This window comes from Streptomyces chiangmaiensis (assembly GCF_036281785.1).
In the GTDB taxonomy this organism is placed as follows: Bacteria; Actinomycetota; Actinomycetes; order Streptomycetales; family Streptomycetaceae; genus Streptomyces; species Streptomyces chiangmaiensis.
On sequence record NZ_JAYWVC010000180.1, the window covers coordinates 1 to 16,013 of the forward strand.

The window sequence follows — 16,013 nt, forward strand, 5'->3', positions numbered from 1 at the left end:
TTGTCGGGCAACCGTATCACGACGCGGGAGGGGCTTTGGTTCAGCCTCCGCCGGAACTGCTCGGACTGCCGCTCGGTGAACTGCCGGGCGAGCCGCTCGGACCGGCGGACGGACTGCTGCCGCTGGTCTTGCCGGCCTTGGACTGTGCCTCCTCGGCCCGATTCAGCGCGGCCTCGAGATCCCTCTGCGCGTCGCCGTACGCCTTCCAGTCGCCCTTCTTGAGGGCCTCCTGTCCCGCGTCGAAGGCCTTCTGCGCGTCGTTCAGCGCCTGCTGGACCGTCGGATTACCGGACGGCGGCGGATTGGTGGTGCCCGTGCCGGGCGGCGTGGTGGTCGAACCCTCCGCTCCGAAGAGCTTGTTGAGGGCTTGGTCGAGTGTGTCCTCGAAGGCGGTACTGCCGCCGTAGGTCACCAACACCTTGCGCAGCAGCGGGTACTTGAGTTCGCCACCGCGCACGTAGACGGGCTCCACGTAGAGCAGGCCCCCGTCGAGCGGTACGGTCAGCAGATTGCCGTACTCGATCTCGGAGTCGCCTCCTCTGATGAGCCTGACGAACTCAGCGATGTTCTGCTGCGAGTTGGAGTTGAACTGGCTCTGTACCTGTTTCGGGCCGCCGACGGTCTTGCTGGTGGGCAGCTTCAGGATTCTGATCTTGCCGTAGTCGCTCGTGCCCGCTTCGGAGTCGACCGCCACGAAGGCGCTCAGGTTGTCCCGGCCGTTCGGCGTGAACGTCGTCGTCAGGGAGAACGCCTGCGACTGCTGGTCGGGCATCTTCATGCTCAGGTAGTACGGCGGCACCGCGTTGCCCGACTTGTTGGTCGGGTCGTCGGGCACCTGCCAGACCTCGCTGCCGCTGAGGAAGGTCTGGGCGTCCTTGACGTGGTAGCGGGTGAGCAGTTCGCGCTGGACCTTGAACAGATCCTGCGGGTACCGCAGATGGGACATCAGCGACGGCGAGATGTCGGCCCTGGGCTTCACGGTGCCCGGGAACGCCTTCATCCAGGTCTTCAGGACCGGGTCCTTGGTGTCCCACTGGTAGAGCTCGACCTCGCCGGTGTACGAGTCGACGGTCGCCTTCACCGAGTTGCGGATGTAGTTGACCTGGTTCTGCTGGGCCACCACCGCGCGCTGGGTGTTGCCCGCGGTCAGCGAGTCGGCCGTCGTGTCGCCCAGGGTCGTACGGGAGGCGTACGGATAGCCGTTCGTCGTCGTGTAGGCGTCGACGATCCACTGGATGCGGCCGTCGACCACCGCCGGATAGGCGTCGCCGTCGATGGTGAGCCAGGGCGCGACCGCCTCGACGCGCTCCTTGGGCGTGCGGTTGTACAGGATGCGCGAACCGTCGCCGATGGCGCCCGAGTACAGGATCTGCGGCTCACCGAACGTCACCGCGTAGGCGGCCCGGTTGATCGGGTCGGAGAGGCTGACCCCGCTCTTGCCCTGGTAACTGGTGGTCTTCTCGCCCCTGTCGTCGGAGTAGTCGATCTCCTTCTGGGGACCGCCGACGATCGAGTACGAAGTGGTCTTCTCGCCGTAGTAGATCCGCTGCTCGTAGGTGGGCAGGTCGCCGGTGGACGGCAGATCGGACTCGGTGAAGACGGGCTGGCCGTTGGAGTCGGCGGTGGTGCCCTTGGCGGCGACGACGCCGAACCCGTGGGTGTAGCGGAAGTGGTCGTTGATCCAGTTCTGCTTCGGGATGCCCCGGAGGTTCAGTTCGCGCAGACCGATGACCGTGTCCTGGTCCTTGCCGTCCTTGTTGTAACGGTCGACGTCCAGGTTGGTCGGGAACGCGTAGTAGTTCTTCATCTGCTGGAGCTGCTGGAACGTCGGGGAGACGATGTTCGGGTCCAGCAGGCGGATGCTCGCGGCCGCGTCGACGTCGTCGCGCAGCGTGCTCCTGTCCTTGGTGGCGCTCTCGCCCGCGTACTCGGTGACCTGAGCGCTGTCGATGCCGTAGGCCTCGCGTGTCGCCTTGATGTTCTTGTCGACGTACGGCGCTTCCTTGGCCTGCTCGTTGGGCTGGACCTGGAACTTCTGGACTATCGCCGGGTACAGACCGCCGATGAGGATGGCCGAGAGCACCATCAGGCCGAAGCCGATGACGGGCAGTTGCCAGGTGCGCCGCCACAAGGTGGCGAAGAAGAGCAGCGCGCAGATGACGGCGATGCAGAACAGGATGGTCTTGGCCGGCAGGTAGGCGTTCGCGTCGACGTACCTCAGGCCCGTCCAGTTGCCGGTCGCCTTGAAGTCGCTGGACTTGACGGCGAGGCCGTAGCGGTCGAGCCAGTAGGCGACCGCTTTCAGGGCGACGAAGACGCCGAGCAGCACCGACAGGTGACCGGTCGCGGCGGCCGTGGCGCGCGCTCCGGGAGAGGTGATCCGCAGACCGCCGTACAGGTAGTGCGTGAGCGCGGCGGCGATCAGGGAGAGCACGGTGGCAGCGAAGCCGAAGCCGAGCAGGAACCGGTACCAGGGCAGGTCGAAGGCATAGAAGGCGACGTCCAGGTGGAACTGGGGGTCCTTCTGGTGGAAGGGCACGCCGTTGACCCACATCAGCCAGGTGCGCCACTGGCTGGCCGCGGACGCGCCGGCGATCAGGCCCACCAAGGCGGTGATCCCGAGCAGCAGCCACCTCTTGTAGGGCGCGATCCCCATGCGGTAGCGGTCGAGGCTCTGCTGCTCCATGGACATGGCGCTCAGCGGCGGACGCAGCCGGTGCGCGAGCCAGATGTTGAAGCCGACCGCGGCCGCCATCAGCAGACCGAAGACGAAGAAGAGCCCGATCTTGGTCCACAGCGTGGTCGTGAAGACGGACGAGTACTTCACCGACCGGTACCAGAGCCATTCCGTCCAGAAGCCGGCGAACATGACGAACGCCATGCCGAGGACGGCGAGGACCCCCAGTGTCATGAGCAGGGTCCGGGCTCGCCGGGACGGGCGGCCCACTCTGATCCGCGGCCCCGTGGGGCCTCCGCCGCGGTCCGGCATCTGGAAAGCCAAGGTGTGCACCTCGAAGTTCGCTGTTGATTCCGCAGGCCCCCGTGAACGCGGACCATGATCGGGGCTCCACGACCGCGGAGCCCCACCTATGCAACTTACTGGCGCTTTACTCGGTTCCCGGATCCGTGTGAGAACGAGGCAGGATTGTGACCATGTCCAACACTCCCATGGCAGCGAACCCCCTCACCCGGGCCGTGCTCGAGATCGACGAGTACGCCTCCAGCCTCGGCTGGGACCAGCCCGCTCGCCTCTTCGCCCTCGTCGACACCACGCGGCTGCGGGCCCAGGAGCCCCTGCTCGCCGCCCAGCTCGGTCTGGACGACGAGTCCGGGGCCACCTCCGGTCTCACCCCGGTCGAACAGGACGAGATCCCTGCCGACCGGCCCCTGGACGAGTTCCTGGGCACCATCGCCTGGCCCGACGCGGTGGCCGGCTGCGCGCTCACGGTGGAACGGCTGATGCTGCCGCCGTCCGCGGAGGGCTCGGTCCCCGAGGGCCTGAGCGAGAAGCAGTTGGCGAACTGGGTCGCCGGCCACCCGGAGCGCCAGGAGGTGCGGATGACGGTGGCGGTCCTTCGGGACGGCACGCGCGAGTCGGCGCTGCGACTGCGCGAGAAGGACTCCCCGACGGAGGTGCTGACGGGCCCGGACCTGGTGCCGGGTCTGGCGGAGGCGTTGTCGGCGACGTTCGAGGAGTGAGCGCCACCGGTACGTGACGCGAGGGGGCGCCCCGGAACCCCCGAACACCCCCTCGTCACGTCAGGGCGGCGCCGTCAGCCCTTGACCGAGCAGTTCGGGAGGGCGGCGGTGTCGCCGGTGCGGATGTCCTTGAGGGCGTTCAGGGCGTCCTCGATGGTGTCGACCTTGACGAGCCTGAGTCCCTTGGGGGTGTCCTTGGCGGCGGCCGAGCAGTTGTCCTTGGGCGTCAGGAAGTACTGGGCGCCCTTGCTGCGCGCGCCGACCGTCTTCATCTCGATGCCCCCGATCGGACCGACCTTGCCGTCGTCGTCGATGGTGCCGGTGCCGGCCACGAATGAGCCGCCGGTGAGGCTGCCCGGGGTGAGCTTGTCGTAGATGCCGAGCGCGAACATCAGCCCGGCGCTCGGTCCGCCGACGTCGGCGAGCTTGATGTCGATGGTGAACGGGAACGTGTGATCGGTCCCGGCGGAGATCCCGACGATGGCCCGCTCCTGACCGCTGTCGTGGGACTTCGCCGTGGTGATCGTCACATCCTGGGTCCGGGTGGCCGTCGTGTGCGCCTTCTCGGCGGCGGCCTGTTCCTTGGCGGGGACGATCGTGAAGACCACGTTCTGGCCGGGCTTGTGCTTGGTGACCAGTTCGGCGACGTCGTCGGGTGCCTTCACGGCGGATCCGTCGACGGCCTTGACGACGTCACCCGCGTGCAGCCTGCCCTCGGCCGGCGATCCCTTGAGGACCGTGGAGACGATCACCCAGGACTTCACGGGGACGCCGAGTTCCTTCAGTACGGCGACCTTGGCGCTCTCCTGGGACTGACTGAACTCCTCGGCGTTCTCCTGGGTGGACTGCTGCTCGGTCTTCCCGTCCGGGTAGAGCGTGTCGTGCGGGACGACCTTGCTGTCGTGAGCGAGCCATCCGTAGACGGCCTCGACCAGGTTCATGTTGTAGTCGGCGCTGGTGACCCGAACCGTGGTCATGTTCAGGTGCCCGGTCGTCGGATAGGTCTTGCGCCCGGAGATCTGCAGCACCGGCTCGCCGCCGTGCTCGTCGAGGGTGTTCACCGTCGGCCCCGGGGACATCTCCGAGTAGGGCACTTTGATGAACACTCCCGCACACAGGAGCGCGATCAGCATCAGGGTCGAGGCGAGCATCGTCGCGGTGCGGCGTGGCATGGAACGACAGTACGGGACAGTCGGGTAAGCGCACCGTCGGGGCCGTCCGTCCGGGCGGGCGGCCCCGGGGTTCTGGAGTGGTCAGCCGCCCGAGTGGGACTTCTCCATGGCTTCGCGGAATCGCGCATATCCGGCGAGCTCGGATCCGTCGCCCGACACCTTCCCGTTGCGACTGGCCCAGGTGCCCCACAGTCCGGCACCGATCGCGGCCAAAAGCGGAATCAGCAACCAGGCGAGCGCCGCCATGCCGACCTCCCATCCCCATGAGCGACCGCAACTGACTGATCAGCAGATTAATCGTCTGCCATGTCAACGCTCACGCCCGGGGTGCGGTTACGCAACCGGAATCCGGGTGAGGGCCTCCTCGACCCGATGGGCGGTACTTGGTGGGCCGACTGGTGCCATGGGAGTCGCTCGCCCGGGGTCAGCAGGCTCCGACCCACTCCTCCGTCCCGTCGGAGAACGTCTGGTGCTTCCAGATGGGCACTTCGTGCTTGAGGTCGTCGATCAGCTTGCGGCAGGCGTCGAAAGCCTCGCCGCGGTGCGGGCACGACACGGCCACGACGACGGCCAGGTCACCGACGCGCAGGTCCCCCACGCGGTGCACGGCCGCGAGCGCCCGCACGGGAAACTCGGCGACGACCTTCTCGGCGATCCGCCGCATCTCCGCCTCGGCGCTTGGATGACACGAATACGCCAGCTTGTCGACGTCGGCCCCGCGGTCGTGATTGCGCACGGTCCCGACGAACAGCGCGGTCCCTCCGGCCGCATCGTCCCCGACGGCCCTGAAGATCTCGTCGAGGGAGAGTGGGGTGTCGCGGACGGCGACCAGCTTGATGGGATCGTCCGCCGCCTGCTCACCAGGGTGATCGCTGTTGGATGCCATGCTCCCATCGTGCCGTACACGAGGGACGGCGAGGAACAGACGATTCACCCGGCACGCGCGCGTGGGCTTCGGAGCGTCCTACGGGAGGCCGTCCTACGGGCAGCCGGCAGGCGGAACCCGCCTTCGGGGCGCGGCTTCGGGCGGTGGAAGACGAGGGTGCGGCCGCTTCTTCGGCCACGGTGCACCCGCCGTTCTCAGGCGCGCCGCCGGGCCTTCCGCGCCCGCCGCACCACCGCGGCCGCGCCGAGCAGCGCGACCGTCGCCCCCGCGGCTCCCGCTGCCGTGGCGTCCTTGCGTCCGAGCCGGCGCCCGACCACGGTGTGCCGCCCGGCCACCTCCTCCAGCAGCTCCGCGAGAACCTCCTCGTTCGTCCACTGGGGACGCCATCCGGCGTCGTGCAGCCGGCTCCCGCTCACCACCCACGGGTACATCGTGTACGCGAGGTCCCCGGCGGGCGAGGGTGTGAGGCCGATCCGGTGCAGCCGGGCCGCGGCGCCCAGGGCGACCGTGGACGGCAGCTCCATCCGCCGGATCCCGCTGAGCTCCTCGACCTCCTCCTGCTCCAGCCATCCGTCGCACCCGACGGCCAGTTCCCCCTCGACCTTCTCCAGTACGGCGTACTCGAGGGCGCTGCACAGATCCTCGACGTGGCAGAACTGCCAGGCCGGCCGCGACCCCGCCACCACCAGCAGCCGAGGTGACTCGAAGTACCTGGTCAGCGCGGTGTCGGTGCACCCGACCAGGACAGCCGGCCGGACGACGGTGACATTGAGCCCCGGATGGGCGCGCGGCGCCCTGCGCGCGAGCCGCTCGATCTCCAGCAGGTCCCCGACGCCGGTCGCCTCCGCGGTCGCCCGCAGCTCGGCGTCCTCGGCGAGCGGCAGCTCGTTGTCCGGGAGCGCCCCGTACACCATCGCGGACGTGCACAGCACCACCCGGTGCACCCCGGCCGCCGCGGCGGCGGTCAGCACGGTCTGCGTCCCCCGGACGTTGTACGCCGTGCGCGCCGCGGTGTCCGTCTCCAGATCGAGGTCGAGGGCCAGGTGCACCACGACGTCGGCGCCCCGCAGCTTCTCCGCGATCGCCGGGTCCCGCACGTCCAGGATGTGCCACCGGGCCGCCGCGCACTCCCCGCGCCGCTCGTCGATGGCCACGACCTGCTTGATCTCGTCGGAGGCGGCGAGCCGCTCGGTGAGCAGGGCGCCGACGCCCGAGGCCGCGCCGGTGACGGCGACGACGGGGCCGCGGACGCCGGCGGGCTCGCCGGTACGCAGCGGTGCCTCCCGGGGACGGTCGCCGGGTGACGGGCGGGCCGAATGGTTTCGCGCTGCGCGAACCTGCGGATCTGGGGAACTCACCGGGCGTCTCCAGCGGTTGTCTTCAGTACGAACGCGAAGTACGCGTGCAAACCAGTTGGCATCCATCCTGCCGCAGGCCAGGTGTCGGCGAAGCACCCAGGCTCGATCCGGCCCGGGTGTCTACGCTGGGTGGTGTTGTCGGGCAGCCAGCCGCCGGAAGGAACCGGTGGCCTTACCAGCCGAGGAATCCCGTGAGTGACACCCCATTCGGATTCGGCCTTCCGCCGGAGGAGCCGGAGAACGGCGACGAGGGCAAGAAGAAGGACCAGCAGAGCGGTGGTGGTCAGGGTCCGGCCAACCCGTTCGGTTTCGGGCTGCCCGGAGCCGGTGGCGCCGGCGCCGACAACCCGCTCGCCGCGATGTTCGGTTCCCTGAACCCCACCGACCTGGGTGCGGCCTTCCAGCAGCTCGGCCAGATGCTCTCCTACGAGGGCGGGCCGGTGAACTGGGACATGGCCAAGCAGATCGCCCGCCAGACGGTCTCCCAGGGCGCCCAGGACGGCACGAAGGACGCGAGCGTGAGCCCCGGCGAGCGTTCCTCCGTCGAGGAAGCCGTCCGCCTGGCCGACCTGTGGCTCGACGGAGTGACGTCATTGCCGTCCGGCGCGGGCTCCGCCGTGGCCTGGAGCCGCGCGGAGTGGGTCGAGGCGACCCTTCCGGTCTGGAAGGAGCTCGTCGACCCGGTCGCCGAGCGCGTCGGCGCGGCCATGGGCGACGTCCTGCCGGAGGAGATGCAGGCCATGGCGGGCCCGCTGATCGGCATGATGCGCTCCATGGGCGGCGCCATGTTCGGTACGCAGATCGGGCAGGCCGTCGGCGTGCTCGCGGGCGAGGTCGTCGGCTCGACCGACATCGGCCTGCCGCTCGGCCCGGCCGGCAAGGCCGCGCTGCTGCCGCTGAACATCGAGGCGTTCGGCAAGGACCTGGGCGTCCCCAAGGACGAGGTGCGGCTGTATCTGGCCCTGCGCGAGGCCGCCCACCAGCGCCTGTTCGCACATGTCCCGTGGCTGCGCTCCCACCTGTTCGGGGCGGTCGAGGGCTACGCGCGCGGCATCAAGGTGGACACGGCGAAGCTGGAGGACGTCGTCGGCCAGTTCGACCCGCAGAACCCCGAAGAGCTCCAGCAGGCGCTCCAGCAGGGCATGTTCCAGCCGGAGGACACCCCGGAGCAGAAGGCGGCCCTGGCCCGTCTGGAGACGGCGCTGGCGCTCGTCGAGGGCTGGGTGGATGCGGTGGTGCACGCGGCGGCGAAGCCGCGCCTGGCGTCCGCGGACGCGCTGCGCGAGACCCTGCGCCGCCGCCGCGCCACGGGCGGCCCGGCCGAGCAGACGTTCGCGACGCTGATCGGTCTGGAGCTGCGTCCGCGCCGGCTGCGGGACGCCTCTCGTCTGTGGGCGTCGCTCACGGACGCGCGGGGCGTCGACGGCCGGGACGGTCTGTGGGCCCACCCGGACATGCTGCCGACGGCCTCCGATCTGGACGACCCCGACGGCTTCGTGCACCGGGAGCAGCTGGACTTCTCCGAGCTGGACCAGATGCTCGGCGAGGCCGCGGGCGGCTCCGCGGGGAAGCCCGACCTCACGAAGCGGGACGAGGGCAAGGACACCGAGCCCGGGAACGACGACGCCGAGTGAGCCTCCACGACGACGCGGTCCTCGTACTCAAGGGGTACGAGGACCAGGAAGACCTGCGCCGCACCTACCTGGAGCACCTGGAGGCACACCCGGCCGGCCTGTGGAAGGCCTGCACGGACGGGCACATCACGGCGAGCGCCCTGGTGATCGACCCCGAAGGCGGCCGCGTACTGCTGACCCTCCACAAGAAGCTGCGGATGTGGCTGCAGATGGGCGGTCACTGCGAGCCGGGGGACCCCACCCTCGCGTCCGCGGCGCTGCGGGAGGCGACCGAGGAGTCCGGCATCGAGGGTCTGGCCCTGCTGCCCAGTGGGCCGGTGCGCCTGGACCGCCACCTCACACCGTGTGCCTGGCATCTCGACGTGCAGTACGCGGCGCTCGCCCCGGCCGGCGCCCTCGAGTCGATCAGCGACGAATCGCTGGACCTGCGCTGGTTCCCTTACCGCGAAGTGGCGGGCGTCGCGGACGGATCGGTCGTACGGCTGATGGAGGCGACCAGGGAGAGACTCGCCCGAGACGGGTAGAGGCGACCCCGAGGCGGTGTCGCGCCCTACCCGTCCCCGGGTGGTCAGCTCCAGACGTTGCCCTGGTTCTGGCCCCGCGCCCCGTACTGGCCCATGCCGTACTGGGCGCGCAGCCCCTGTCCGATCACCGCGTTCTGCGGCGGCAGCAGCTCACTGGGCTGGACGAGCGCGAAGCCGCTGCCCATGAAGCTGAGCTCCCAGCCCTCACCGGTGTTGCCCCGCCGGCGCCACACCCCCGAGGAGTGGGTCTGGGCCTGCATCTGCACACGCAGGCCGGTCGACCAGGCGACGATCGCGTCGGCGTCGCAGTTGACGTACTTGTCCGGCGTCACCTGCATCAGCAGGGGCGCGCCCGATGTCATCAACGCGACCTTGCCGCGGCCGGTGATGTTGAGCTGGTACTTGCCCGAGCCGGAGATGCCGTACTGGCTGTCCACGGCGATGACCTCGTGGTGCAGCGAGGAGTCCATCGCCAGGACGTAACTGCTGTCGACGGTGAGCCCGTCCTGCTCGACGTCCATGATGTGCACGTGCTGGGCGAGGTTGGCGAGGTAGACCGTGCCCTGCCCGTGACAGCGCATCAGGTCCAGCCCCTCCCCGGTGTACGCCCGGGCACTGTGCCGGCTGCTGCTCTGGTACTCGGCGTCGAACTCGACGAGCCCCTGGTAGGCGACCATGGTGCCCTTGCGCGCCAGGACGTCGTCGTGGCCCTCCAGCAGGATCCGCAGCATCTGCGAGTTCTGCAGGCTGTAACGCTCCTGGGTCTGCTGCTCGTTGTAGCCGAAAAGCGTGCTCTGCATGGTGTGCGACTTCCCCCTCAGCCCCGGATCCGGAGGCGGTCGGTGCTGTCCTCGCTGGGCTGGACGACCACGATGCCCTGCCCGGAGAACGCCATCTGGTACGCCTCTCCGCTGCCGCGCCCGATGAGCGACTGCGCCTTGAAGCTGCGCTTGCCCTTCACCTTCAGGTTCGGGGACCAGGCCACGAGGGCGTCCGGGTCGACGTACGTCTCATCCTCGCCGCCGCCGCAGTCGACGACGATGGGCTCGCCCCGGGAGGTCAGTGCGACCCAGCCCTGACCAGAGATCTTGGTGTTCCACAGGCCCTGCCCGGCGAACTTGGCGAGCCCCTTGACGCGTTCGACACCCCACTGGAGATTCGCGTCGAAGGCGAGCAGATTGGTGGCGTTGACGGAGATCGCCTCCCCACCCAGGTTGATGACGACGACGTTCGCCCCGTAGTCGGCGAGGTAGAGCAGGCCGTCACCGGAGCACTTCATGAGGGGAGCTCCCTCGCCGGTGATCCAGTCCCGGGCGATCTGACGTACCGCGGGCGGGTTGGGCTCGTACTGGATGAACCCCTCGTAGGCGACCATCGATCCCACGCGCGCGAAAAGGTCGTTTCCGGTCTGCATGGCGACCTTCAGCATGTGACTGCCGTGGTTCTCCATGCGGGCGGTGACGGGTGCGGGAGCGAGGCCCGCGAGCGGCTGGTTCATGACGGGCTCCCTCAGACCTCGTAGGGCTGGACGACGACGAAGCTGCCGGGCGCCGCCCGGAACTGGAGGTTGACGCTCTCCCCGCTGTCCCCGGGGTAGGCGTTGCGGCGCATCCGTACGTGGCTGGAGACGACCACCTGGGCGGCGGCCGACCAGGCGACGACGGCGTTGCAGTCGGCGAACGTCGTCGGAGTGACGGGCAGCACGACGGGCGCTCCGTGCGTCTTCACCACGATCGTGCCCGTGCCCTGGAACTGCATCGTGAAGAGGGCTCCCCCGGGGATGCCATGCCCCTCGATGCGCCGGACCTCGTACTGGAGGGACTCGTCGAACGCGAGCACGTTCTCCGCGGAGACGCAGATCGCGTCGCCCTGAAGCTCGATCGGGTGCAGATGGGTGGCGTTCTCCGCGAGGAACACCTGGCCCTGCCCCGTGCAGCGCATCAACTGCATCTCCTGGCCGGTCGCGTTGCCCACGATCCGCCCGGCGAAGCCCGCGCCCTTGTAACTGAAGTCGACCTTGCCCTGGTAGAGCACCATGCTGCCCTGCCGGGCCAGCACGGGCTGGCCACCGATGCCGAGGTCGACACGGACGAGCTTCTTGTTCTGCTGGGTCCAGCGCTGCCCGGTCGGGGTCTCCTTGAAGGCCTGCAACGCGCCGGCCACCCCCACAGCCTGTGGGGCTTGCTGAGGAGCACCGTACGGAGAGGGGGCCGCGGGCGCGCCGGGATACTGGCCCGGAACCCGCCCGTACGACGGCTGCTGACCGTAGCCGGGCGGCAGCGGCGCCGACGGCTGCCCGCCGTAGCCTGGCGGCGGGCCCGGCTGCCCCGGCGGCTGAACGTAGGGCGCGGGACCCGGCGCCGGCACGGTTCCGCCGGGCGGCGTGTTCAGCGGAGCGACGATGGTGGGCGCGGCATGCACGGAAGGCGCCGGAGCCGGGGCGGGCGCCGGGGGCGGCGCAAAGCCCTGCGGTGCGGACTGCGGCTGCAGCGGCGCCGGGGCAGGGGCGGGCGGCGGAACCGGCGCGGACGGGGCGGCGAACGCGGGGGGCGCGGCGGCCTGGGCGGGCGGGGCGAACCCCGGGGCGGCACCGGACTGCGGCGGCTGCGGCGCAGGCGTCTCCTCCTCGAGGACCTCACCGCCGAAGTTCTTCAGCAACGCGTCGAGTCCGCCGTCGAAGCCCTGGCCGACCGCGGCGAACCGCCAGACGTCCTTCAGATAGAAGTCGCCCAGCATGACGGCGCGTTCGGTGGAGAACTCCGAGCCGTTGAAGGAGTACCGGGCGACCTCCTCGCCGCCGGCGACGATACGCAGGTATCCGGGGGCGATCTGCGACATCTGCCCGGCGCCGTCGATCGTCGCCGTGAACGACAGCTTCTGGATCCGCGGTGGGATCCTGTCGAGCGTGACCCGGAAGGACTCCGTGTCGCCCGCCTGGGCACCGAGGAGCTGAATGGACTCCTCCGGCGTCTTCGGCTGGTTGAAGAAGACGAAGTACCGGTCGTCCGAGAGCCGTTCGTCGGCGTCCAGACCGAAACAGCTGATGTCGAAGGTCAGTCCGGGCCCGGAGATCTGCACGCCTACGTACAGATCCGTGCCCGCGGTGAGGTCACTGATCCTGGCCTTGTGGCCGCGTTGGAATTCCCTGGCCATGCGTAACGACCGTCCCCCATCCCGAATGTGAGTGCGTCGCGCCAGGCTAGCCGCAAACGCCCGGAACGGACGCGGCCGGTACAGACCCGGTACACAACCGCTTCCCCGGCGGCACCCGACAAGTCGGCCCCCCTCCACGGGGTTGTCCGACTACTCCTCGGCGGGTGCGGGCTGATGCGGCAGCCGGTCGGCCGCGACCACGCCCTCGAGGTAGCCGCGGGCACGCTCCGTGCGGGGATACGCCTCCAGCAGCCTCCAGAAACGCGGCCCGTGGCCCGGCACGAGCAGATGCGCGAGCTCGTGCAGGAGGACATAGTCGACGACGTACTCCGGCATGCCCTGCAACCTGTGCGACAGACGGATGCTGCCCTCGGCGGGGGTGCACGAGCCCCAGCGTGTGTTCTGGTTGGTGACCCAGCGCACCGAGCTGGGTCGCGCGCGGCCGCCGAAGTACTGCGTCGAAAGCCGCTCGGCACGCTCGGCGAGCTCGGTGTCGCCGATCACCCGCTTGCTCTCCTGGGCGGCCAGCTTGGCGAGCATGACGGTCACCCAGCGCTGCTCCTCCGCCTCGGACATCCGGGCGGGGATGAGCACGACGGTGCGATCGCCCTCGCGGTACGCGGACACCGTCCGGCGGCGTCGCGCGCTCCTGCGTACCTCGATCGCGCTCGCCCCCGAGCCGCTCGGCGGCTGGCTCGTCGTGCTGCGCTGTGGGGTTCCGGCGCGGTGCAGTGGGTCGGCGGGCACGCCCTGACGTTACCCGCTGCGCACGGGGGAAGTCCCGCCTCCGGTACGGATCGCTGTCGATCCGCACCCCGTGAGCTTGATTTGTACGACCGATACCCGCGCCTGTGGACAACTTTGTGCACGCCCCCGTACCCCCCAGGCATCCTGGCATGCGGTAACAGACCACAATATCCCTCACTCAACAGGGACATACCACTACAAAGGGGCCATCATGCATCCGATGGTGAAGCCCGCGCTGCGGCGCGGCTGGCGCGATCTCAACACCGTGCAGTTCGGGATGGCACCCGCGCACGCGATGGTGCTCGGTCCCATGGACACCGCGACGGGCAGCTTCCTCGCCCTGCTCGACGGCACCCGTGGACTGCCTCTGCTGCGCGAGGAGGCTCGCCGCACGGGCCTGCCCGAGGGACACCTCGACGCACTCGTCGACAACCTCAGCACCGCGGGACTGCTCGACGACGCCACTGGCGGAGGCCCCCAGGCACAGGCCCTGCGCGCCAAGACGGCGGTCCTCGACCGCCTCCGTCCCGATCTGGCATCCCTGTCACTGACCACCCGTGCACCGGGCGAACCCGGCCGGCGCTTGGCCGCGCGCCGCTCCCTGCGGGTCCAGGTGCGCGGCGCCGGCCGCGTGGGGGCGGTCCTCGCCGCACTGCTCGCGGGAGCGGGCGTCGGCGAGGTCGACGTCTGCGACACCGGTCACGTCGAGCCGTGGGACGTGGCACCGGGCGGACTGCCGGCCGACTCCGTCGGCGAGCGCAGAGAGGAAGCGGCCCGCCGCGCGGTACGCGCGGCCGCCCCCGACCGGCCACCGCGCCGGCAGCGACCGTCACGCCGCTCCCCCCACAACGAGCCTGGCCCGGCCCTCTCCCTGGTGATCCTCGCCCCGCGCGACGGCGTCGACATCCACGCACCCGACCCGTTCGCCGCCGAACCGCTGATCGCCTCCGGAACTCCCCATCTGTACGCGGGTGTCGTGGAGGGAACGGGAGTCGTAGGCCCGTTCGTCCTCCCGGGCGACACAAGCTGCGCGGGCTGCCTCCACCGAGGCCGCGCCGACCGGGACGAGACCTGGCCACGCCTGGTCGCCCAATGGCGCTCCGGACGCCCGCCGCAGGTCCAGCCGTGCGACCTCGCGCTGGCGACCGCTGTCGCAGGCGTCGCCGCCGGACATGCGCTCGCCTTCCTGGACGGCGAGGTGCCCTCCAGCGCGGGCGCGCGCTGGGAGGCAGGCGTGCCCCGCCTCGACTGGCACGCGCGACCGGTCTGGCCCCACCCCGCATGCCCGTGCGGCGCGGCGGAGAGAGGTAAGGGGGAACACACCTCACAGGCCGATGAGCCGCACGAGACAATGGCCGAGCGACGGCCGTCGAGGAACCTGTCCCGCAAGGCGCACGCAGCACGGCTGTCTGGGACTTGGAGGGCGCATGTCTGATCTTCCCCGGAAGGCGGTCACCCGGACCGCGAAGCTCGCCGCGCTCCCGCTCGGCTTCGCCGGCCGGGCGACCTGGGGGCTCGGCAAACGGATCGTGGGCGAATCCGCAGAGCTCGTCGGCCGAGAACTCCAGCAACGCACGGCCGAGCAACTGTTCAAGGTGCTGGGCGAGCTGAAGGGCGGGGCGATGAAGTTCGGGCAGGCTCTGTCCGTCTTCGAGTCGGCGCTGCCCGAGGAGGTCGCCGGACCCTACCGCGCCGCCCTGACGAAGCTTCAGGAAGCGGCCCCTCCGATGCCGACACGCACCGTGCACGGCGTACTGGAGGAACGCCTCGGCGAGGACTGGCACGAGCTGTTCGTGGAATTCGAGGACAAGCCCGCGGCGGCCGCCTCGATCGGCCAGGTGCACCGCGCGGTGTGGCACAACGGACGCGAGGTCGCCGTGAAAGTGCAGTATCCCGGCGCCGGCGACGCACTGCTCTCCGACCTGAGCCAACTCAGCCGCTTCGCCCGCCTCCTCGGCCCCCTGATCCCCGGCATGGACATCAAGCCCCTGATCGCGGAGCTGCGCGACCGGGTTTCCGAGGAGCTGGACTACGGACTGGAGGCCCAGGCCCAGCGGGCGCACGCGGAGGAGTTCGCCGACGACCCGGATTTCATGGTCCCCGCCGTGGTCCACCAGTGCGACCAGGTCCTGGTGACCGAGTGGGTCGACGGCATCCCGCTGTCGGAGGTGATCTCCGACGGTACCCAGGAGCAGCGGGACCGCGCAGGCCAGCTGCTGGCCCGCTTCCTCTTCTCGGGCCCGGCCCGCACGGGTCTGCTGCACGCCGACCCGCACCCGGGCAACTTCCGGCTCGTGCCCGGTTCTGGCGACGGCGCCCGGAAGGAGGAGTGGCGGTTGGGGGTCCTCGACTTCGGCACGGTCGACCGGCTGCCGGGCGGCCTGCCGATCCCCATCGGCCACTCCCTGCGCCTGACCCTGGAGGGCGATGCACAGTCGGTCTATGAACTTCTGTGCGAAGAGGGCTTCGTGAAGGAATCCATCGAACTCGACCCCGATGCGGTGCTCGACTATCTCCTCCCGATCATCGAACCCGCTCAGGTCGAGGAGTTCACCTTCACCCGTGGCTGGATGCGCAGCCAGGCCGCCCGCGTCGCCGACCCGCGTTCCCCCGCGTACCAGCTGGGCAAACGGCTGAATTTGCCCCCGGCGTACCTCCTCATACACCGGGTGACGCTGAGCACGATCGGCGTGCTGTGCCAGCTGGGCGCGACCGTCCGTCTGCGGGACGAGCTGGAGGAGTGGCTACCGGGCTTCCTGCCTGAACAGGAGCAGGCCGCGGAAGCGTGACCGGGGCTGTCTGTGTGGAGTGGGGGCGGAGGGGTGGGGGTGGGGCGGGGG

14 protein-coding genes are annotated in these 16,013 nt (G+C 70.0%); 5 read left to right on the forward strand and 9 right to left on the reverse strand.

Features of this window, described 5'->3' with window-relative positions; all coding sequences use genetic code 11:
• Positions 1-40: 40 nt before the first annotated feature.
• The gene (locus tag VXC91_RS33795; RefSeq protein ID WP_408057537.1) at positions 41-2,989 is read right to left on the reverse strand and encodes a UPF0182 family membrane protein; all 2,949 of its coding nucleotides are present in this window, start codon (positions 2,987-2,989) and stop codon (positions 41-43) included.
• 164 nt (positions 2,990-3,153) lie between these two features.
• Between VXC91_RS33795 and VXC91_RS33800 the strand changes: the two genes are divergently transcribed.
• A complete protein-coding gene (locus tag VXC91_RS33800) occupies positions 3,154-3,699 on the forward strand; it encodes a PPA1309 family protein (protein ID WP_329511176.1) in 546 nt (181 codons plus the stop codon).
• 74 nt (positions 3,700-3,773) lie between these two features.
• On the opposite strand, the gene VXC91_RS33805 is transcribed toward VXC91_RS33800, so the two are convergent.
• The 4 genes from VXC91_RS33805 to VXC91_RS33820 all read right to left on the reverse strand — a co-directional run bounded on the left by VXC91_RS33805 (position 3,774) and on the right by VXC91_RS33820 (position 7,115).
• Positions 3,774-4,871, reverse strand: coding sequence for a YlbL family protein (locus tag VXC91_RS33805; protein WP_329511177.1), 1,098 nt, complete (start codon positions 4,869-4,871; stop codon positions 3,774-3,776).
• 81 nt (positions 4,872-4,952) lie between these two features.
• Positions 4,953-5,117, reverse strand: coding sequence for a hypothetical protein (locus tag VXC91_RS33810; RefSeq protein WP_329511178.1), 165 nt, complete (start codon positions 5,115-5,117; stop codon positions 4,953-4,955).
• Between the two features lie 178 nt (positions 5,118-5,295).
• On the reverse strand, positions 5,296-5,757 hold the full coding sequence (locus tag VXC91_RS33815; protein ID WP_329511179.1) for a molybdenum cofactor biosynthesis protein MoaE: 462 nt from the start codon (positions 5,755-5,757) through the stop codon (positions 5,296-5,298).
• Between the two features lie 194 nt (positions 5,758-5,951).
• Complete coding sequence (locus VXC91_RS33820; protein ID WP_329511180.1) at positions 5,952-7,115, reverse strand: SDR family oxidoreductase; 1,164 nt, start codon at positions 7,113-7,115, stop codon at positions 5,952-5,954.
• Between the two features lie 191 nt (positions 7,116-7,306).
• Between VXC91_RS33820 and VXC91_RS33825 the strand changes: the two genes are divergently transcribed.
• Complete coding sequence (locus tag VXC91_RS33825; RefSeq protein ID WP_329511181.1) at positions 7,307-8,749, forward strand: zinc-dependent metalloprotease; 1,443 nt, start codon at positions 7,307-7,309, stop codon at positions 8,747-8,749.
• Complete coding sequence (locus VXC91_RS33830; RefSeq protein WP_329511182.1) at positions 8,746-9,273, forward strand: NUDIX hydrolase; 528 nt, start codon at positions 8,746-8,748, stop codon at positions 9,271-9,273. Before VXC91_RS33825 ends, VXC91_RS33830 begins: the two co-directional genes overlap by 4 nt.
• Before the next feature lie 44 nt (positions 9,274-9,317).
• Here the strand turns inward: VXC91_RS33830 and VXC91_RS33835 are convergent, their stop codons facing one another.
• The 4 genes from VXC91_RS33835 to VXC91_RS33850 form a co-directional block, all read right to left on the reverse strand.
• Entirely contained in the window at positions 9,318-10,073 is a 756-nt protein-coding gene (locus VXC91_RS33835) for an AIM24 family protein (RefSeq protein ID WP_329511183.1), read from the reverse strand.
• 17 nt (positions 10,074-10,090) lie between these two features.
• Positions 10,091-10,771 (reverse strand): AIM24 family protein, encoded by a 681-nt coding sequence (locus VXC91_RS33840; protein ID WP_329511184.1) that lies wholly within the window; start codon positions 10,769-10,771, stop codon positions 10,091-10,093.
• Positions 10,772-10,782: 11 nt separating this feature from the next.
• The gene (locus VXC91_RS33845; protein WP_329511185.1) at positions 10,783-12,426 is read right to left on the reverse strand and encodes a TerD family protein; all 1,644 of its coding nucleotides are present in this window, start codon (positions 12,424-12,426) and stop codon (positions 10,783-10,785) included.
• A 150-nt stretch (positions 12,427-12,576) separates the two neighbouring features.
• Positions 12,577-13,173 carry a M48 metallopeptidase family protein gene (locus VXC91_RS33850; protein ID WP_329511186.1) on the reverse strand — a complete coding sequence of 199 codons (597 nt, stop codon included), beginning with the start codon at positions 13,171-13,173 and terminating at the stop codon, positions 12,577-12,579.
• Between the two features lie 211 nt (positions 13,174-13,384).
• Between VXC91_RS33850 and VXC91_RS33855 the strand changes: the two genes are divergently transcribed.
• Both VXC91_RS33855 and VXC91_RS33860 read left to right on the forward strand, forming a co-directional pair.
• A complete protein-coding gene (locus VXC91_RS33855) occupies positions 13,385-14,608 on the forward strand; it encodes a TOMM precursor leader peptide-binding protein (RefSeq protein WP_329511187.1) in 1,224 nt (407 codons plus the stop codon).
• On the forward strand, positions 14,601-15,962 hold the full coding sequence (locus VXC91_RS33860) for an ABC1 kinase family protein (protein WP_329511188.1): 1,362 nt from the start codon (positions 14,601-14,603) through the stop codon (positions 15,960-15,962). Before VXC91_RS33855 ends, VXC91_RS33860 begins: the two co-directional genes overlap by 8 nt.
• The last annotated feature ends 51 nt before the right edge of the window (positions 15,963-16,013 follow it).

What these genes read in the sequence shown, in the direction of transcription:
- VXC91_RS33795 (WP_408057537.1), bottom strand. Translation starts at nt 2,989, where the DNA reads ATGCCGGACCGCGGCGGAGGCCCCACGGGGCCGCGGATCAGAGTGGGC.
- VXC91_RS33800 (WP_329511176.1), top strand. Translation starts at nt 3,154, where the DNA reads ATGTCCAACACTCCCATGGCAGCGAACCCCCTCACCCGGGCCGTGCTC.
- VXC91_RS33805 (WP_329511177.1), bottom strand. Translation starts at nt 4,871, where the DNA reads ATGCCACGCCGCACCGCGACGATGCTCGCCTCGACCCTGATGCTGATC.
- VXC91_RS33810 (WP_329511178.1), bottom strand. Translation starts at nt 5,117, where the DNA reads ATGGCGGCGCTCGCCTGGTTGCTGATTCCGCTTTTGGCCGCGATCGGT.
- VXC91_RS33815 (WP_329511179.1), bottom strand. Translation starts at nt 5,757, where the DNA reads ATGGCATCCAACAGCGATCACCCTGGTGAGCAGGCGGCGGACGATCCC.
- VXC91_RS33835 (WP_329511183.1), bottom strand. Translation starts at nt 10,073, where the DNA reads ATGCAGAGCACGCTTTTCGGCTACAACGAGCAGCAGACCCAGGAGCGT.
- VXC91_RS33840 (WP_329511184.1), bottom strand. Translation starts at nt 10,771, where the DNA reads ATGAACCAGCCGCTCGCGGGCCTCGCTCCCGCACCCGTCACCGCCCGC.
- VXC91_RS33845 (WP_329511185.1), bottom strand. Translation starts at nt 12,426, where the DNA reads ATGGCCAGGGAATTCCAACGCGGCCACAAGGCCAGGATCAGTGACCTC.
- VXC91_RS33855 (WP_329511187.1), top strand. Translation starts at nt 13,385, where the DNA reads ATGCATCCGATGGTGAAGCCCGCGCTGCGGCGCGGCTGGCGCGATCTC.
- VXC91_RS33860 (WP_329511188.1), top strand. Translation starts at nt 14,601, where the DNA reads ATGTCTGATCTTCCCCGGAAGGCGGTCACCCGGACCGCGAAGCTCGCC.